14 protein-coding genes are annotated in these 16,433 nt (G+C 70.8%); 7 read left to right on the top strand and 7 right to left on the bottom strand.

All coding sequences use genetic code 11. The features are described 5' to 3' along the window. Positions 1 to 15: 15 nt before the first annotated feature. The 4 genes from M2271_RS37160 to M2271_RS37145 all read right to left on the bottom strand — a co-directional run bounded on the left by M2271_RS37160 (position 16) and on the right by M2271_RS37145 (position 4,586). Positions 16 to 1,170 (bottom strand): SchA/CurD-like domain-containing protein, encoded by a 1,155-nt coding sequence (locus tag M2271_RS37160; protein WP_280891882.1) that lies wholly within the window; start codon positions 1,168 to 1,170, stop codon positions 16 to 18. 146 nt (positions 1,171 to 1,316) lie between these two features. Next, positions 1,317 to 2,036 carry a class F sortase gene (locus M2271_RS37155; protein WP_280891881.1) on the bottom strand — a complete coding sequence of 240 codons (720 nt, stop codon included), beginning with the start codon at positions 2,034 to 2,036 and terminating at the stop codon, positions 1,317 to 1,319. Positions 2,037 to 2,154: 118 nt separating this feature from the next. Further along, complete coding sequence (locus tag M2271_RS37150) at positions 2,155 to 2,709, bottom strand: hypothetical protein (RefSeq protein ID WP_280891880.1); 555 nt, start codon at positions 2,707 to 2,709, stop codon at positions 2,155 to 2,157. Between the two features lie 221 nt (positions 2,710 to 2,930). Next, positions 2,931 to 4,586: an FAD-dependent monooxygenase gene (locus M2271_RS37145; RefSeq protein ID WP_280891879.1), complete on the bottom strand. Its 1,656-nt coding sequence runs from the start codon at positions 4,584 to 4,586 to the stop codon at positions 2,931 to 2,933. A gap of 570 nt (positions 4,587 to 5,156) precedes the next feature. On the opposite strand from M2271_RS37145, the gene M2271_RS37140 reads away from it, so the two are divergent. From M2271_RS37140 to M2271_RS37130, 3 genes are all read left to right on the top strand, one after another. Then, a complete protein-coding gene (locus M2271_RS37140) occupies positions 5,157 to 6,362 on the top strand; it encodes an MFS transporter (RefSeq protein WP_280891878.1) in 1,206 nt (401 codons plus the stop codon). Between the two features lie 281 nt (positions 6,363 to 6,643). Beyond that, positions 6,644 to 7,210, top strand: a complete 567-nt coding sequence (locus tag M2271_RS37135; protein ID WP_280891877.1) for a Chromate resistance protein ChrB — start codon at positions 6,644 to 6,646, stop codon at positions 7,208 to 7,210. A 35-nt stretch (positions 7,211 to 7,245) separates the two neighbouring features. Beyond that, entirely contained in the window at positions 7,246 to 8,391 is a 1,146-nt protein-coding gene (locus M2271_RS37130) for an MFS transporter (RefSeq protein WP_280891933.1), read from the top strand. Positions 8,392 to 8,566: 175 nt separating this feature from the next. Here the strand turns inward: M2271_RS37130 and M2271_RS37125 are convergent, their stop codons facing one another. Next, complete coding sequence (locus tag M2271_RS37125; RefSeq protein ID WP_280891876.1) at positions 8,567 to 9,172, bottom strand: TetR/AcrR family transcriptional regulator; 606 nt, start codon at positions 9,170 to 9,172, stop codon at positions 8,567 to 8,569. A 130-nt stretch (positions 9,173 to 9,302) separates the two neighbouring features. On the opposite strand from M2271_RS37125, the gene M2271_RS37120 reads away from it, so the two are divergent. Together M2271_RS37120 and M2271_RS37115 are read left to right on the top strand one after the other, a co-directional pair. Then, positions 9,303 to 9,761 carry a cupin domain-containing protein gene (locus M2271_RS37120; protein WP_280891875.1) on the top strand — a complete coding sequence of 153 codons (459 nt, stop codon included), beginning with the start codon at positions 9,303 to 9,305 and terminating at the stop codon, positions 9,759 to 9,761. A 46-nt stretch (positions 9,762 to 9,807) separates the two neighbouring features. Then, positions 9,808 to 10,617: an alpha/beta hydrolase gene (locus M2271_RS37115; protein WP_280891874.1), complete on the top strand. Its 810-nt coding sequence runs from the start codon at positions 9,808 to 9,810 to the stop codon at positions 10,615 to 10,617. Between the two features lie 163 nt (positions 10,618 to 10,780). On the opposite strand, the gene M2271_RS37110 is transcribed toward M2271_RS37115, so the two are convergent. After that, a complete protein-coding gene (locus M2271_RS37110) occupies positions 10,781 to 11,995 on the bottom strand; it encodes a cytochrome P450 (protein ID WP_280891873.1) in 1,215 nt (404 codons plus the stop codon). Between the two features lie 136 nt (positions 11,996 to 12,131). Here M2271_RS37110 and M2271_RS37105 point away from each other — a divergent pair, with 136 nt between their 5' ends. Beyond that, positions 12,132 to 12,815, top strand: coding sequence for a TetR/AcrR family transcriptional regulator (locus M2271_RS37105; RefSeq protein ID WP_280891932.1), 684 nt, complete (start codon positions 12,132 to 12,134; stop codon positions 12,813 to 12,815). Positions 12,816 to 13,152: 337 nt separating this feature from the next. Beyond that, positions 13,153 to 15,495 (top strand): glycoside hydrolase family 95-like protein, encoded by a 2,343-nt coding sequence (locus M2271_RS37100; RefSeq protein WP_280891872.1) that lies wholly within the window; start codon positions 13,153 to 13,155, stop codon positions 15,493 to 15,495. A 61-nt stretch (positions 15,496 to 15,556) separates the two neighbouring features. Here the strand turns inward: M2271_RS37100 and M2271_RS37095 are convergent, their stop codons facing one another. After that, positions 15,557 to 16,429 carry a hypothetical protein gene (locus M2271_RS37095; RefSeq protein ID WP_280891931.1) on the bottom strand — a complete coding sequence of 291 codons (873 nt, stop codon included), beginning with the start codon at positions 16,427 to 16,429 and terminating at the stop codon, positions 15,557 to 15,559. Between the last annotated feature and the right edge of the window lie 4 nt (positions 16,430 to 16,433).

Raw genomic sequence — 16,433 nt, 5'->3', positions numbered from 1 at the left:
CGGCTGCTGGAGGAATCAGGCCTCGGGCGAACGGCGGTCGGTGACGAGTTCCATGCGGGCGAGCTTGAGCAGGTGGGTGAGATCGCCGTCCTTCGCGGCGCCGCCCGCACCAGCGCTGCCGTCCAGGAACGTCGTCAGCTCGGTCGCCTCGGCGGGGTCCAGGAGGCCGAGGGACAGCGCGGGGTCGCCGGCGTCGAGGCCACCGCGCAGGTCGACCAGCCGCACCACGACGTCGTCGCGCTGGAAGATCGTGCTGCGCAGGACCGGGCTGCGCGGATCGTCCGCGGCCGCCTCGTCCTGCTGCGCCAGCAACTCGGCCAGCCGCAGACCGCACCCGGGCCGGGCCGGGTAGTGCAACGCGTGCCGTTCCGCCGCCGGGTTCTCCTGCTCGGCCGTCACATGGTGTACGGCCGGCAGCGCGGCCCGGGTGAAGAAGACCCGGGCGGACTCGGGGTCGTTGAGGTCCCGGTCCTGCTCCAGATACGGGTTGATGGCCTCCTCGACGGCCCGTACCTCGGGCTGCCGGGAGACATGGCGCAGCGCCGCGAGCAGGTCGCCCCGTACCTCGATGGCGCGCACCACCCGGTTGCCGTGCATGAACAGGGAGGTGCGGCACAGCCGGGTGGTGTCGTCGACCCGCGGCTCGGGCGAGGCGTAGCCGGCGAGGATCCCGGCGACGGTCGCCTCACTGCCGGGCTTGACCGTGAACGTGAGCGCGTGCCGGATCACGCCGTCACCGATCCGGGGCGCGGTCTGGAGCCCGCGCTCACCTGCCTTGGCGTGCGCCACCGGGCGGCCGGTCTCACGGACGACGTGGAAGCGAAGCGACCGGGTGTCCCGGACACAGCTGTGCAGCGGCTCCACCATCCGTACGTGCGCCTCGCTGTTCACCCAGGTGAGGAAGGGCGGAGCACTCTCCCACTCACTGGTGATGAGCCATTGGGAGGGGTTTTCGATCGACTGGCACAGCTGGTCGCTGACGTGCCCGGGGACGGACGCAACCTGGTTGCAGAGTTGCTCGTACGCCTCCAGGAACTGCTGCTGGGCTCCGTCGTAGACGTCCACCAGCAGGACGACCCGGAGCGTGGAGCCGTCGAACACTGACTGGGAGACACGCGGCGACGCAGGTCCGGTCCGCGGCTGTGAGGCAGGTGCAGACGTGGTGGTCATCCTGGGCACTACTCCTTCGAGGGGAGGGAAAACAGCGAACTGGGCTGCGGTGCTCCGATGTGAGCGTGACTCGATCCTGTGCCGGTCCCCTCCGGCGCGCGATTCGTATGGACTACGAGGGTGACCGGGCCGGCCGGCGGAGGAGGTCACACGAGGTGGGCGAAGACCACCAGATTGGCCGTGTAGTCCTTGACCGTGCGGTCGTAGTCACCCGCGCAGGTGATGAGCCGGACCTGGGCCCGCGGTGTGTCGTCGTACACCCGCCGGCTGGGGAAGTGGTCCTTGTCGAACTGCTCCACGCTGTCGACCACGAAGGTCGCCGTACGCCGGTCGGCCCTGACGACCCGGAAGGTGTCGTCCTTCTTCAGTTCACCGAGGCCGGCGAAGACCGCCGCCGAGACGACCGTGTCGACGTGCCCGGCGATGACCGAGGTGCCGGTCTCGCCGGGAGAGGCGCCCCCTGTGTACCAGCCCACGAGGTTGGTGTCGGCGGCGGGCGGGGGTTCGAGTTGCCCGGTGGGCCCGATCTCGAGGGCGGTGAAGGGGGCGTCCACCCAGATTTTCGGAATGAGCAGACGAACGGGCCTCGATCGCGGCAGGTGCTTGCCGACCGGCAGGACGGAAGGGGAAGCCGACGGGATGGCTCGCGGGGAGACCGGCGGGGCGGCTTGCGGGGTTCGAGGAGCCTGCGGGGCGGGGTGGCTCTGCGGCGGGCCGGAGTTGTCGGACGACGTGTCGTGGCCGCCGGCCAGGCTCGTCGCCAGGATCAGGAGGGCCGTGGCGCACAGCACCATCACGCCCCCCCGAGGGCCTTGGGGGGTCGGTACCGGCTTGTCGTCGGTGGGGGAGGGCGGAGGGACAGCCATGGGGATCACCTCATTGGTGCGCGGAAGCGGGGCGGACGGAGCGGCCGAGAGCCGTCAGCGGAGCGGCCGCCACACGAGGCACCGGTGGCGGCCGCGCTGCTATCGCGTCCGGCATGGATCAGGCCGCGCTGTAGGCCGACTTCTTGCGACGGGCGGCGTACAGGCCGGTCCCGACGACGGCCAGGGCCGCCAGTCCGCCCGTGGTCACGCCAGGCGTGGCCAGCGCGCCGCCTCCGGTGTGGATCCCGCCGCTGGGCTTTTTGTGGCCGCCGCTCCCGGAGCCCTCGCCGCCCTTGGTCTCGGAGTCCTCGCTGTCCTTGGTCCAGGAGCTCTCGCTGTCCTTGGCTCCGGAGCTCTCGCTGGCCTTGGCCCCGGAGTCCTCACTGTCCTTGGTCCAGGTGGAGTCCTTGCCCTGCTCGCTGTCCTTCGAGGCCTCCGGGTCCTGCTTGGAGCTGTAGCCGCTGTCCGAGCCGCCGTCGCTCACCGCGGTCAGCGCACCACCACCCGTGTGCATGCCACCGTGCGGTGAGTCATGGCTGCCGCCCTTGTCGTGTTCCTTGCTGTAGGACGAGTCGTCGTGGTCCCAGTCACCGGCCGCGTAGGCGCCGGGCGCGGTGACCGCGAGGACGGCCGAGGCCGCGGCGGCGGCCAGGAGCATGCGAGGAGAACGCATAAGAGGGTCCTTTCGCCATGGCAGGGCAGCTGGCACGTTGCCGGCTGAGGTGACCCGGCCCTGACGTGATCCACCGTCAGCCAGGCGTCCGTCTCGCACCACTTGGGGCGCTCACCCGGGTGAGCGCCCCAAGTGGTGGTTCACGTGACGTGCCGTCTCCTGGACCGCCGTTGTCGATCCCGGGCCAGGGGAGCGGAGGCCGTTTCCGAAGGCGGGTCAGCTCACCTCAGAGCCAGCGTCAGGGTCAGGACATGGCGCAGCGTCGACTCGGCATCCGGGACCGGGCCAGTCGAGCGCCAGGCGACGAACCCGTCGGGCCGCACGAGTACGGCGCCCCCGGGCGCCAGGCCGTGCCCTTCCCGCCAGTCCGCGCCTTCCTCGGGCACAAGCTCGGCTTCGGGCCCGCCGCCCACCCGGTACGTGGCCAGAGGGAGGTCCATCTCTTTCGCGAGGCGGGTGGCACACTCGTGCCAGCCGTTCGGCTCGGCGGCGTCGCTGAGCAGGACCAGGGACCGCTCGTACAGGTCGAGGGTGGAGATCCGCTCGCCCCAGTGCCGTACCCACAGGTGGGGTGCCCTGCTGCCGGGCTCCCCCGTCAGGGCGAGTTTCTCCGGGACCACGGCGGTGGCGGGATCGGTGCCGACGACGGCGCCGTTCGGGTAGCGGTAGCCGAGGGCCACGTTGAGGATGCCGCGCTGAGGTGCCCCACCGGGGCCGGGCGGCGGGGCGAAGCCGGGGTGACTGTGCTCGACGGAACGGGCGGCCGCGCGGGCGCTGGTCGCCTCCGCCACCGGGCGCCGTTCGGCGTCGTAGGTGTCCAGCAGTCCCTCGCCTGCCCAGCCGCCGAGTACCGCGGCCAGTTTCCAGGCGAGGTTGTGCGCGTCCTGGATACCGGTGTTGGAGCCGAAGGCTCCGGTGGGGGACATCTCGTGGGCCGAGTCGCCGGCCAGGAGGACACGGCCCGCCCGGTAGGTCCGTGCGACGCGTTGGGCGGCGTGCCAGGGGGCTCTGCCGGTGATCTCGACGTCGAGGTTCGGGTCGCCGACCGCTCGGCGGATGTGGTCCGCGCAGCGCTCGTCGGTGAAGGCATCGATGGATTCGCCGTCTTCGGGGTGCCAGGGGGCGTGGAAGACCCAGTTCTCGCGGTTGTCGACCGGCAGCAGCGCGCCGTCGGTGTCCGGGCTGGTCAGGTAGCAGACGATGAAGCGGCGATCCCCCACCACCTCGGCGAGGCGCCGGGAGCGGAAGGTGATGCTGATGTTGTGGAACAGGTCGCCGGGTCCGCTCTGGCCGATTCCGAGTTGTTCCCGCAGGGGGCTGCGAGGGCCGTCGGCGGCGACCAGGTAGTCCGCGCGGATGGTGCTGTGTTCGCCCGTCTCCCGGTTCTTGACCACCGCGGTGACGCCGTCGGGACCGCTGTCGAACGACATCAGTTCGGTGTGGAACCGCAGGTCGCCGCCGAGTGCGGTGGCCTGGTCGAGCAGGACCGGCTCCAGGTCGTTCTGGCTGCACAGACACCAGGAACTCGGGCTGAACCGGGCCAGTCCGCCACCCGGGTCGATGTCCCGGAACAGCCATTCGCCGGCGTCACCCACCAGGGTGGGCGTCTGCAGGATGCCGTGGTTGTCCGCCAGTGTGGCCGCGGCCTCACGGATTGCCCGCTCGACGCCGGCCACCCGGAACAACTCCATCGTGCGTACGTTGTTGCCGCGCCCGCGGGGATGGATGGATGTGCCGGCGTGGCGCTCCACCAGTGTGTGCGGCACACCCAGTCGGCCCAGGAACAGAGAGGTCGACAGACCCACCAGCGAGCCGCCGACGATCAGGACGGGGACCTCGTGGACCGTGTCGCCGGATTGACCGGCTCTTTCGTTCATCACTCGCCTCCAGCGCGTCGTATCCGCCGCTTCGGCCGGAAATGGCCGGGAATCTCATGCATGCCCCGCACCGCGGACAACGGCTCAGGCTTCACCCGCTTACCAACCGCTCGCCGGTCTTGAGGTCGTGGGCGGTGGGTGATCGCACGGCGACGCTCCCCTGTCCGGCGTAGGCCTGCGGAGCCGCCTCATGCTTCGCCCCGTGAGCGCGGCCTGTCGTCGGCTGCCGACGATCGACAGGCGGGCGCGTATGTCCCCCCGTGACCGCACCGCGCAGTTCCCCGGGTGAAGCCGACGGCCGCATGGGCCTCGGCGGGCGAGGTCGCCTGCCAGGATCCCGCCACCAGGGGCTACTGCACCGGCGCACAGGAGGAGTTGGGTCGCCGGCAGTACAAGGTGACGGACGCCTGTACGAACTCCATACGCCAAATGGCATAGTGGTGCCTCGGCGTCGCGCGGTCCGGCATCGGGCCGTAGCGCGGGCGGTTCGGCCTCCGGGCGGTCCGTAGGGCGGGGCGGCAAGTCCCGTACGCCGCGCACTCGTTCGGGCGGTCGATCGGAGAACTGCGCATGCCAGGTGGACTCATCGCGCTGGCACTCGGCGGTTTCGGCATCGGTCTGACCGAGTTCCTGATCGCCGGGCTGCTGCCGCAGGTGGCGTCGAGTTTCGCGGTGTCCGAGGCGGCCGCCGGCTGGCTGATCTCCGGGTACGCGTTGAGTGTCGCGATCGGCGCGATAGCGCTGACCGCGGCGACGGCGCGGCTGCCCCGCAAGGGGGTCCTGATCGGCCTGGTGGTGTTGTTCGTCCTCGGCAACCTGTTGTCCGCCCTCGCGCCGAACTATCCGGTGATGCTGTTCGGGCGGATCGTCGCGGCGTTGTGCCACGGTTCGTTCTTCGGTATCGGCTCGTTGGTCGCTCGCAGTCTGGTCGCGCCGGAGAAGAAGTCCCGCGCGGTGGCGGTCATGTTCGCCGGGCTGACGGTTGCCAACGTGCTGGGCGTGCCGTTCGGTGCGTTGGTCGGTGAGCGCTGGGGCTGGAGGGCGGCCTTCTGGGCGGTCACCGCCATCGGCGTGATCGCGCTGGCGGGAATCGTCGCCCTCGTCCCCGCAGGCGCGGCAGAGGCGGCACCGTCGGCCGTGACGGGCCGCGCGGACTCGGTACCGGCCGACAGCCTGCGGGCCCAGTTCCGCGCGTTCCGGTCCTGGCAGGTCTGGCTGACCCTGACGGCCACCGCGCTCAGCTATGGCGGGATGTTCGGTGCGTTCAGCTACATCGCCTACACGTTCACCGAGGTCGGTGGCTTCTCCTCGGAGGATGTCGCCTGGTTGCTGATGGTGTACGGCGTCGGCCTCGTCGTCGGAAACCTGGTCGGTGGGAGGGCGGCCGACCAGGACCGTGACCGCGCTCTTGTCCTCTCCTTGGTCGGACTCACCATCACCCTCGCCGTGTTCGGTCTGCTGGCCGGCAGCGCCACCGCGTCGGTCATACTGGTGTTCCTGATGGGGCTGTCCGGTTTCGCCAGCGTCCCCGGCATGATCACTCGCGTCACCGACTTCGCCCACGGTGCGGCGCTGGCCGCCAGTGCCAATGTGTCCGCGTCCAACATCGGCAACGCGCTCGGCGCCTGGCTCGGGGGCCTGGCCATCACCGCCGGCCTCGGCTACGCCTCGCCGCTCTACGTCGGCGCCGGTATCTGCCTGGTCTCCGTCATTGTCATGGTCGTCGCCGCACGCCAGGCCAGATCCCCCGCTCAGGAGACCGACCACCGCGGGTGAGGGACGCCGGTCAGCAGACTGACGACCGCGGGCGCATGGATGCCGGTCAGCCGTCGAGACCCGGCCCGGTGCCGCTGAGCGGCCATCGGTGACCTGTGCCGATACCGCAGCAGCTTGAGCTTGAGCCTGTGCCTTGAGCTCCGCTTTCCGCTTTCCGCTTTCCGCTTTCCGCGTGACGCGCCGACCCCTTACCTCACGCCGGGTCGGGGGCTCCCCGTCGACCCCGCCCGCGAACAACTCGGGACGCCCGGGTGGACGTAACGCCTGCTACATTTCGTGCCGTGACGAACGACCAGGCAGGGGCGCGGTGGCTGGTCCTGGTGATCAGGCTGCCCGGCGAGCCGTCGCGGCACCGGGTGGCGGTCTGGCGAGAGCTGCGTAAGGTCGGCGCACTGTCGCTGGGCCAGGGAATCTGGGCCGTGCCGGACGTGCCGGCCTTCGCCGAGGGGGTGCGGCGCGCGGTGGAGCTGACCGAGCGCGCCGAGGGACAGGCAGTGACGCTGCAGGCGACCGGACGCGACCCCGAGGACGCGGCCCGTTTCGAGGCGCTGTTCACCGCCGCGCGGTCCGAGGACTGGACCGAGTTCCTCGGGGACTGCGGCAAGTTCGAGGAGGAGATCGCCAAGGAGATCCGGATCTCCAAGTTCACCCTGGCCGAGCTGGAAGAAGAGGAACAGAGCCTGGAACGGCTGCGGCGCTGGCACCGGGACCTGACGGCACGCGATGTCTTCGGCGCGCCGGAGTCCGCCGAGGCCCGTGAACGGCTCAGGCAGTGCCAGTCGGTCTGTGAGGACTACGCGGAACGCGTCTTTGCCGCGCTGCACCAGAGCGAGGCGGATCAGGTGTGAGCGCGCAGGGAGGCGTTTCGGCGCCGCGGCGGACGATGTGGCCGCTGTACGCGGCCGGCTTCACCACCGCGTTCGGTGCCCACGGCATCGCCGCCAACCTCGGTGGCTTCTCCGACGACGCGGTCACGTCGCTGCTGGTCCTCGGCGGGCTGCTCGCTCTGTACGACGGGGCCGAGGTCCTGCTCAAACCGGTCTTCGGGACCCTTGCGGACCGTGTCGGCGCGCGGCCCGTCCTGCTCGGCGGGCTTGTCGCGTTCGCCGCGGCCTCGGCCTTGTACGCGATGGTGGACAGCCCCGGCTGGCTGTGGGCGGCCCGACTCGGTCAGGGGGCCGCAGCCTCGGCCTTCTCGCCTTCGGCCTCCGCGCTGGTCGCCCGGCTCAACCCGGCCGCCAAGCGCGGCCGGGCGTTCGGCAGTTACGGTTTCTACAAGTCCATCGGCTACACCCTCGGCCCCCTGCTCGGTGGCGTCCTGGTCCGGGCCGGCGGGCTGCGACTGCTCTTCGCTGTGATGATGGTGCTCGGCGCGGCTGTGGCCGTATGGGCGGCGCTCGCCGTCCCTGCCACAGCCCCGCTGCCCCGCAGGCGCCAGACCGTTCTCGACCTGGCGCGGCGGCTCACGTCCGGCTCCTTCCTCGTCCCGACCGCCGCGCTGGCCGGAGCGACCGCCGCGCTCTCCGTCGGCGTCGGCTTCCTGCCTGTCTCCGGCGCGAGGGCCGGGCTCGGCACCGTGGCCACGGGCGCCGCCGTCTCCGTCCTGGCCGCGTGCGCGGCCGTCGTCCAACCGGCAGCCGGACGAGCCCTGGACACCGAGCGCCTCACCACCCGCACCGGCCTGGCCGCCGGACTGCTGACCACCGCAGCCGGCCTCGGATGTGCCACGCTGCCCGGTCTGCTCGGCATCCTGACCGGCGCGGCCCTGATCGGATCCGGAACCGGACTGATCACTCCCCTCGGCTTCGCCGCCCTGGCCGCCACCACACCCGCCGAACGCCTCGGCCAGACCATGGGATCGGCCGAACTCGGCCGCGAACTCGGCGACGCCGGCGGCCCACTCCTCGTCGCCGCAGCCGCCGTCCTCACCACCCTCTCCTACGGCTTCGCAGTCCTCGCCGTACTCCTGGCCACCGGCTCCGCCTTCCTTCTCGCCACCCACCGCGCAACGACCCCGGCACCCCGATAGCTGTCGGGGACCGGCCGGAGGTCTGCCCTGCGACCCGCGCTCCCGGGTGGTGCCCCCGAGATGAACGCCGACCCGGTCGACCGGGAGCTGTCCATCGCGGGCGAGCCGACCGGCCGGTGCACGCCGAGCCGATCACAGGGCTCCCTGATGTGCCCTGACCGCTAGCCGCTAGCCGCTAGCCGATGGAGCGCCCCGCGGCCCGGGTCAGGGTGGTGGCGGTCCGTACGGCGCTGGTGACGGCCTCATCGGGATCGAGCCGGCACAGATCGGTGAGGGTGAAGAGAGCCTCGGCGCTCACGACCACCGCGAGGTCTCGCTTGAGTTGGGCGAAGGCCGCCGGATCGGTCGCCCCGAGCGTGTCTTCGAGGGGCCGGAGCGCGTGGTCGATCAGTCCGAAGCGGATGCCGGGGCGTGCGGTCGCGGTCTCGGGCCGGGTGATGGTGGCAGCGATCATCGCGCGAACCGAACTCTGGCGGGCCAGAATGCCGCGGAGCAGGAACTCGCAGGCGAAGGCGACGCGTTCGACGGGGTCGGTGGAGTGGGCGACCGGTGCGAGCGCCTCGGCGGGGGGCGGCCAGACGCCGGCCAGGGCCTCGCTGATCAGCGACGGGAGGTCGGGGAAGTACCGGTAGGCGGTGGCCTCGGACACCAGGGCCGCGCGGGCGATCGCGGGCATGGTCACCTCGGTGCCCGTGCCGATGAGGTCCCGGGCGGCCGCCACGATCGCCGTCCGCGTGCGCTGCTTCTGGTTGGTGCGGCCGGTGCCCGCTCGCGCCGTCATGGTGCGACTCCTCCTGTTGGACCACCTTTGATCCCTCATTCTAGCAGTGGCCTCTTGTTATGAGAGTCCACTTGCATAAAGAGGGTCGACTTCCCTATTCTCATGAGGGTCGGCTCGCGAAGGAGGAGTAATGAGCACGGTTTCCCTGGTCGGTCCGGACGACGGTGAGACGATCCAGTTGGGCCCCATGCGGATGCGCATCCTCGAGGACGGCAGCACCACCGGGCACCGCCTCGGCATCGGGGAGATCACCATCGCCCCGCACACCCAGGGCCCGCCGCAGCACCGCCACGCCCGGCATGACGAGGGCTTCTACGTCGTCTCCGGCACCGTGCACTTCACCATCGGGGAGACGACCCACGTGGCCCGGGCCGGCACGCTGGCCATGATCCCTCCCGGGGCCCCGCACACCTTCGCCAACCTCGGGGACACGCCCGCGGTGGTGCTCAACACCTTTACGCCCGACCTGTACGTGCAGTACTTCCGCGACCTGCGGAACATGATCGCCGGCGGCCGGGAACTGACCCCGGAGTCGACCGTCGCGGTGATGAGCCGCTACGCCACGGTCCCCGCAACCGACTTCGCGTGACGGCGACCCGCTTTCCCCTTGGCGCGATCCACTTGAGGAGCACCACATGACCACCAGCACCCACACTCTCACGCTCGACCAGGGCACCGTCGACGTCAGCGTCAGCCTGGACGGGCAGCAGGGGCGTCCCTTCCTGCTCCTGCACGGAGGTGGCGGTCCGCAGACCGTCACCCCCTTCGCCGGCTTCCTGGCCCAGCAGCGCCCGGCCAGGGTGTTCACCCCCGTCCATCCCGGATTCGGCGGCACCGCTCGCCCCGAGTGGCTGTCCGACGTCACGACTCTGGCCCAGGTCTACGCAGAGCTGCTCGACACGCTCGACCTGCGGGACGTCGCCGTCGTCGGAAACTCGATCGGCGGCTGGATCGCCGCCGAACTGGCGGCCCTGGGCGGCGATCGGATCAGCAGCGTCACGCTCGTCAACGCCGTCGGCATCCACGTCCCCGGCCACCCGGTAGCCGACACCTTCTCCCTGACGCCCGTCGAGTTGTCGCGCCTCTCCTTCCACGACCCCGCGAAGTTCCGCTTCGACCCCAGCACGCTGACCGACGTGCAGCGCGCGGTCATGGCCACGAACCGTGCCGCGCTGCAGGTCTATTCGGGCCCGCACGCCATGACCGACCCCACCCTCGCCGACCGCCTCGCCAAGATCACCTGCCCGACCCTGGTGGCGTGGGGCGCGAGCGACCAGGTCGTGGACGCCGACTACGGACGTGCGTACGCGCAGGCCGTTCCCGACGCGGAGTTCCGTCTGATGGAGGGCACCGGCCACATGCCTCAGACTGAGACGCCCGAGCAACTCCTGCCGGTGCTCTGGGACTTCGCCGACTCCCACACCACCGACCGGCCGCAGCACTGACCGAGGAGGAAGGGGAACTCGGCCTTCTGTCCATGGGTGGGCGAAAGCGGTCGCAACCGGACCCGGCGCGGGCGACTCGCGCCCCTTTGTCTCTTCAGGGAAGCAGCTTGATCAGTCCCGGGGCCGGCGCCTCGCGGCGGGTCGACGCGCAGAAACCCAGGTGTCAACCGAAGCTCAGCGGAAGTCCGGTCAGCCCCCGCACAAGCATGCTGCTCCGCCAGACAAGCGTGTCCGGGTCGGTGGCGAACCCGAACCGGGGGCGCTGACGGAGGAGTTGACTCAGGGCGATGGTGGCTTCGGCGCGGGCCAGGGGCGCGCCGAGGCAGTGATGGAGGCCGTGGCCGAAGCCCAGGTGGCCGCGTTGCTCGCGACGTATGTCGAAACGGTCCGGATCGGGGAAGCGGAGCGGATCGCGGGAGGCGGCGGCGAGGGAGATCATCACCGAGTCTCCGGCGGCTATGCGCGTGCCCGCCACGTCCAGGGACTCGGCCGCGAAACGGAACGCGGCAGCGTGGACCGGTGAGTTGTGGCGCAGTGACTCCTCGACGCAGGAAGCGGTGAGACCCGGATCGGTGCGGAGCAACGCGAGTTGTTCCGGGTGGGCGAGCAGGGCGTGGACGGTCGCGGAGATGAGGTTCACCGTGGTCTCATGACCGGCGACGAGGATGAGGAAGGCCATCCCCAGGAGCTCTTCGGGGGTGAGGGCGGCGTCGTCGGCCGTTCCGTCAGGTGCCGGGCCCGGGTGGGTCATGGCAACCAGGTCGGTGAGCAGATCGGCGTCCGGTGTACGGCGCTTGCGGTCGGTCAGCTCGGCCAGGTACGTGCTCAGCGCGGCGGTGGCCTGTGATGCCGCCTCGGGCGAGGTGGGCATGACCAGTTCGGCGGACCATGTGTGGAAGGCGGCGCGGTCCGCCGGCGGGACGCCCAGGAGGTCACAGATCACTGTGACCGGCAGCGGCAGGGCGTATCCGCTCACCAGGTCCGCTGTGCCGTGCTCCGGGAGCCCGTCGAGCAGTCCGGTGGCGATGCCTTCGATCCTCGGACGCAGCGCTGCGATCCGCGCCGCCGTGAAGTGACCGGCTACCAGTCGGCGCAGCCGGGTGTGCTGCGGTGGATCGGACTGGAGCATGTTGTGGCCGATGGCGTGACCCCCGTCGCTCCGCCACGACGAGGAGTGCCGGATGTCGTTGCGCAGGCGCGGGTCGGTCAGCGCGTCCCGCGCGGCGTCACGTGTGACGACCAGCCAGGTTTCCCCACTGCCTGGGACCATGACGCGGTGGACGGGGCCCTTGGCGCGCAGGGCCGCGTAGGCGGGATACGGGTCCACGGCGATGTCGTGACCGTCGGGTGCCAGGTCTTCCAGGGTGGGCGCTTTCATCGCGCTCCGCTCCGGTTCGTGGAACGTTGGGCCGTTCACTCGTGTAGACCTCCCAGTTAAATGGGGAGTGCTCCCCGCTTAAGGATCCGACGGTAGCATCCCTTCCGGGGAAGACTCCCCGGAAGGGCGGAGGGTGATGATGGCGGCCGGCAGTGAAGGCGCGGGCACACCGGTACGGCGGCGCGATGCCCGGCGCAACCAGGAGCTCCTGGTCGCGGCGGCCCACGAGGTGTTCACAGAGCAGGGCCTCGAAGCGCCGCTGGACGTCATCGCCCGTCGGGCCGGGGTCGGCAACGCCACGCTCTACCGCCACTTTCCCAGTCGGGCCGCACTCGTCGACTCTGTCTTCCGGAACCTGCTCACGGACACGATGGCCGCCGGCGAACGGGCGCGGGCCGCTGAGGACGCCTGGGCCGGGCTGACCGCCTATCTGCACTCCGTCTTCGGGGTCCTGTCGGCCGACCGCGGCGCGAACGACCTGATGACCACCCATGTGGAGGGTGTCGAGACGCTACGAGCCGTCCACGCCCACAACCGGGAGACGGTGGAGTTGCTGCTGGAGCGCGGCCGTGAGCAGGGAGCCGTACGCGCGGACGCCACGGTCGAAGACGTCCTGTTCGCGCTGGCCGCCCTGGGGCGCGCTGTTCCCTCTCTCGCCGAGGAGGTGGCCCCGGACGCCTGGCGCCGCCCCCTCAGCCTGCTCCTCGACGGTCTGCGGGCCGGCCCGGCAGCCCTCCCGCTCCCCGCCCCCGCGCTCAGCGCGACCCAACTGGACGGCGTTCTACGGGGGTTGGGCCCACACCGCGGGCCCAACCACTGACAGTGTCCTCGCCGGCGAGTTGTTCCCGGACCGGCAACATGACGGGAGGCACCCCGCTTCGGCCGCGAGTACGGCATTCTCATGGCCGGGGGGTGTGCTGTTCCAGCGGCGGCCGAAGGCCGGTCGGCCCGGCTGCGAGGGCGGCCGGTGCCCCGGCCCGCCGCCGCGACACGGGCCGCTGTGGAGACGCACGTTCCGTCACCCGCTTCATCCGTCCACCAACTCAACACATCGGATCTCTTCCAAATTATTGACGTGCTCTCGCATCATCTCTACCTTGCGCACTGAGATAGCTCCGATGAATCTCGGCAAGTTGTACGAGCCGCCAGGAGGCACGATGCCCAGCACGTCCAGCCGTCGTTCCCGCCGTCCGTCCAGACGTACCGTGCTTGCCACCGGCTCCGCGCTCGGCGGGACGCTGCTCGCGGGCGGACTGCCGGTCCAGGCCGGAGCGGCGACCGCCGCTGGTGTCGGCTCGGATCCGTGGCGCACCGTCCTTGACGACGCCGACCTGGTCTGGCAGCGGATGCCGAAGACCTGGTACGAGGGCCCCTACCTGGGCAACGGCCTCCTCGGTTCGGGGATCTACGCCGAACCGGGCGCCGAGGCCGACACCGTCCGGGCTGTCCGCTTCAACGTGCAGCACTCCGAAGTCCAGGACCACCGCCCGCAGTTCGGCTCGCTGTTCGGGCTCGCGCGGCTGCCGATCGGCCACTTCACGCTGGAGCCGGTGGGCACGATTACCGGCCTGGACTGGCGGCTCGGGCTGCGCGACGCCGAGCTGACCGGAACGCTCACCACGGACCGGGGCACCCTCACGATCCGTGCGCTGGTGCACAACTTCCGCTCCGTACTGGCCGTCGAGGTGACGCCGAGCGAGGGGGAGCGTGACTTCACGTGGGTGTTCCACCCGGCGGAGGCGATCAGCCCACGCGCCGCGTTCCGGCCACTGCCCGAGGGGTACACGGCCAACCCGCCCGCCGAGACCGGGAAGTACGACGGCATCTCCGCCGCCGTACAGCCGCTGCTGTCCGGCGGACAGCATGTCACCGCGTGGCGGGAGCGCACGTGGGGGCGTACGCGGACGCTGTACGTGCATGTCGCGCACTCGTATCCGAAGTCGACGGCGCTCGGGCGGGCGCTGGCCGCGGTCCGGGGCGCCTCGAAACTCTCGTACGACCTGCTGGCCGTGGCGCATCGTGCCTGGTGGCATGCCTTCTACCGGCAGAGCTTCCTCTCGCTGCCCGATGCGCGCATGCAGCGCTTCTACTGGATCCAGCTCTACAAGACGGCGTCCGCGGCCCGGCGCGACGCGCCCGTGATGGCCACGAGCGGCCCCTGGCTGGAGTCCACGCCGTGGCCGAATACCTGGTGGAACCTGAACGTGCAGTTGGAGTACTGGCTCATCCATGGCTCCAATCATCTCGAACTCGACGCCGTGACAAGGGCGTTGAGCGAGTTCAGGGACCATCTCAAGGCGGAGATGGCGCCTGCCTATCGCGCCGACTCGCTGGGCATCCCGCGCACCACCGACACCTCGCTGGTCAACGGCGGCGCGACGGACCCCGCACTCGGCTACGGCGTCGGCGTTCCCGGCCAGGACCCGCCGACCCCCGAGGTCGGTAACCTCACCTGGGCCCTGCACAACGTCTGGCTCAGCTACCGCCACACGATGGACGAGTCGATCCTCCGCGACGTCCTCTTCCCCCTCCTCCGCGAGGCGATCAACTACTACCTGCACTTCCTGGAGCCGGGAACCGACGGCAAACTGCACCTGCCGGCCACCTTCTCGCCCGAGTACGGGGGCAACTCACGCGATTGCAACTACGACCTGATGCTGCTGACGTGGGGCTGCCGAACCCTCCTCGAATCCGCCGAAGTCCTCGGCATCGACGACAAGTCGGCGCCGCGCTGGCGCGAGGTCCTGGCCAGGCGGGCCCCGTACCCGACCGACGACAACGGCTTCATGATCGGCGCGGACATACCCTTCGCGAAGTCGCACCGCCACTACTCGCATCTCCTCGCGGTGTACCCGTTGTACGAACTGACCGGCCGTACGCCCGACGAAAAGGCCCTGATCGAGAAGTCGCTGGCCCACTGGGTCGGCTTCGAAGGCGCCCTCCAGGGCTATACGTTCACGGGCGCGGCCTCGATGTCGGCGCTGCTGGGCAAGGGCGAGGACGCGCTTGCCTACCTCGGCCAGCTGATGAGCCGCTTCATCCAGCCCAACACCATGTACAAGGAATCGGGCCCGGTCATCGAGACCCCCCTCTCGGCCGCCCAGTCCCTGCATGACATGGTCTGCCAGTCCTGGGGCGGCATCATCCGTGTCTTCCCCGCCCTGCCGACCGCCTGGGCCGATCTGACGGTGCACAACTTCCGTACCCAGGGGGCGTTTCTGCTCAGTGCGGTACGCAAGGGCGGTGTGACCCGCTGGGTCCGGCTGGTCAGCGAGGCCGGCGCTCCCTGCGTCGTACGGCCTGGCATCACGGGCCCGATCGAGGTACGGGATGGCAGAGGACGTCCGTTGCGGTACGAGTCCGTCAGCGACGGCGCGATCAAAGTCGCCCTGCGCAAGGGTGATTCGGCGCTCATCACCGCCAAGGGCGACCGTCCGGACCTGCGGATCACGCCCGTCGAGCCGAACGAGGAAGCCCCTCGTTGGGGATTGCCCGGCTGAGGAGTCTTTAATCAAGGCCCGTGGCGGACGCGTTTCGTTGCCGGCCCTCGAACAGCACGCCCTAGCGGCCGGACGCCAGGCGCGTCACCTTCCGGGCGGCCACATGTGCTGCCTGTTCGGCGTGGGTCAGGGCGTCGGAGGCAGCATGGTGCCGGTCCTCGGCTTCCCGCTGCTCCCGTTCGGCTCGCTGGAGCTCCTGACGTGCCTGCCGCAGTTGTTCCTCGGCCGCGGACGCCTGCTGACGGGCCTGGTCGTGCCGGTCGCGGGCCTGCCGCAGCACCGCGTCGGCGTCCGCCTGTGCCGCGTGCTGGTCCCGCAGGCGCTGCTCGGCCGCCTTGGCTGTTTCTTTGGCCCGGGCGATGTCCTCCTGCCGCCGGCGGCGGCGCTCGGCGACTTCGTCCTTCGCCTGTGTCCGCGACGGTGACGGTGACGGTGATCTCGACGGTTCGCGCGCCGCGCGAGAGGCCGGGGCGGCGGCGGGGGAGGGGAATGTCAACGGCGGGGTGAGGGCGCCCTCCAGTCGACCGGTGGCCCACCGGTCGGCGGCGTCCTGATCGGCGAGAACGGCGCGCAGGGTGGAGCCGACGTCCTGCTGTGCTGTGTCCGACAGCGGGTGGCCGGCGTCCCGCGCCAGTTGGGCAGCCTGCCCGGACAGGGCGGCGACGACGCTGCGGCACTGGTCGGACAGCTTCCTGATCCCCTCGGCGTCCAGGGTCTGATACGCCTCGCGCAGCGCCTGCCCGAGTTCCAGGAAGCGCCCGCTCTCCTGCGGTCGGGAGCGCAGCAGCAGGTTCGCCGCCCATGCGGCGAGGGTCGGACGGCGGGCGGGGTGGGGGGGGGGGGGGGGGGGGCACCCCCCCCCGCGCGGTGGCTCGGCCGCGAGCCCCAAGCGGCCCCGGCCGCACCAGCGCCGCCCGGTGGGGGGAATGCCCACTGTG

This window comes from Streptomyces sp. LBL (assembly GCF_029893585.1).
Classification (GTDB): domain Bacteria; phylum Actinomycetota; class Actinomycetes; order Streptomycetales; family Streptomycetaceae; genus Streptomyces.
The sequence above is the reverse complement of the archived record's forward strand: the minus strand, read 5'-3'. Positions and strand labels throughout refer to the sequence as shown.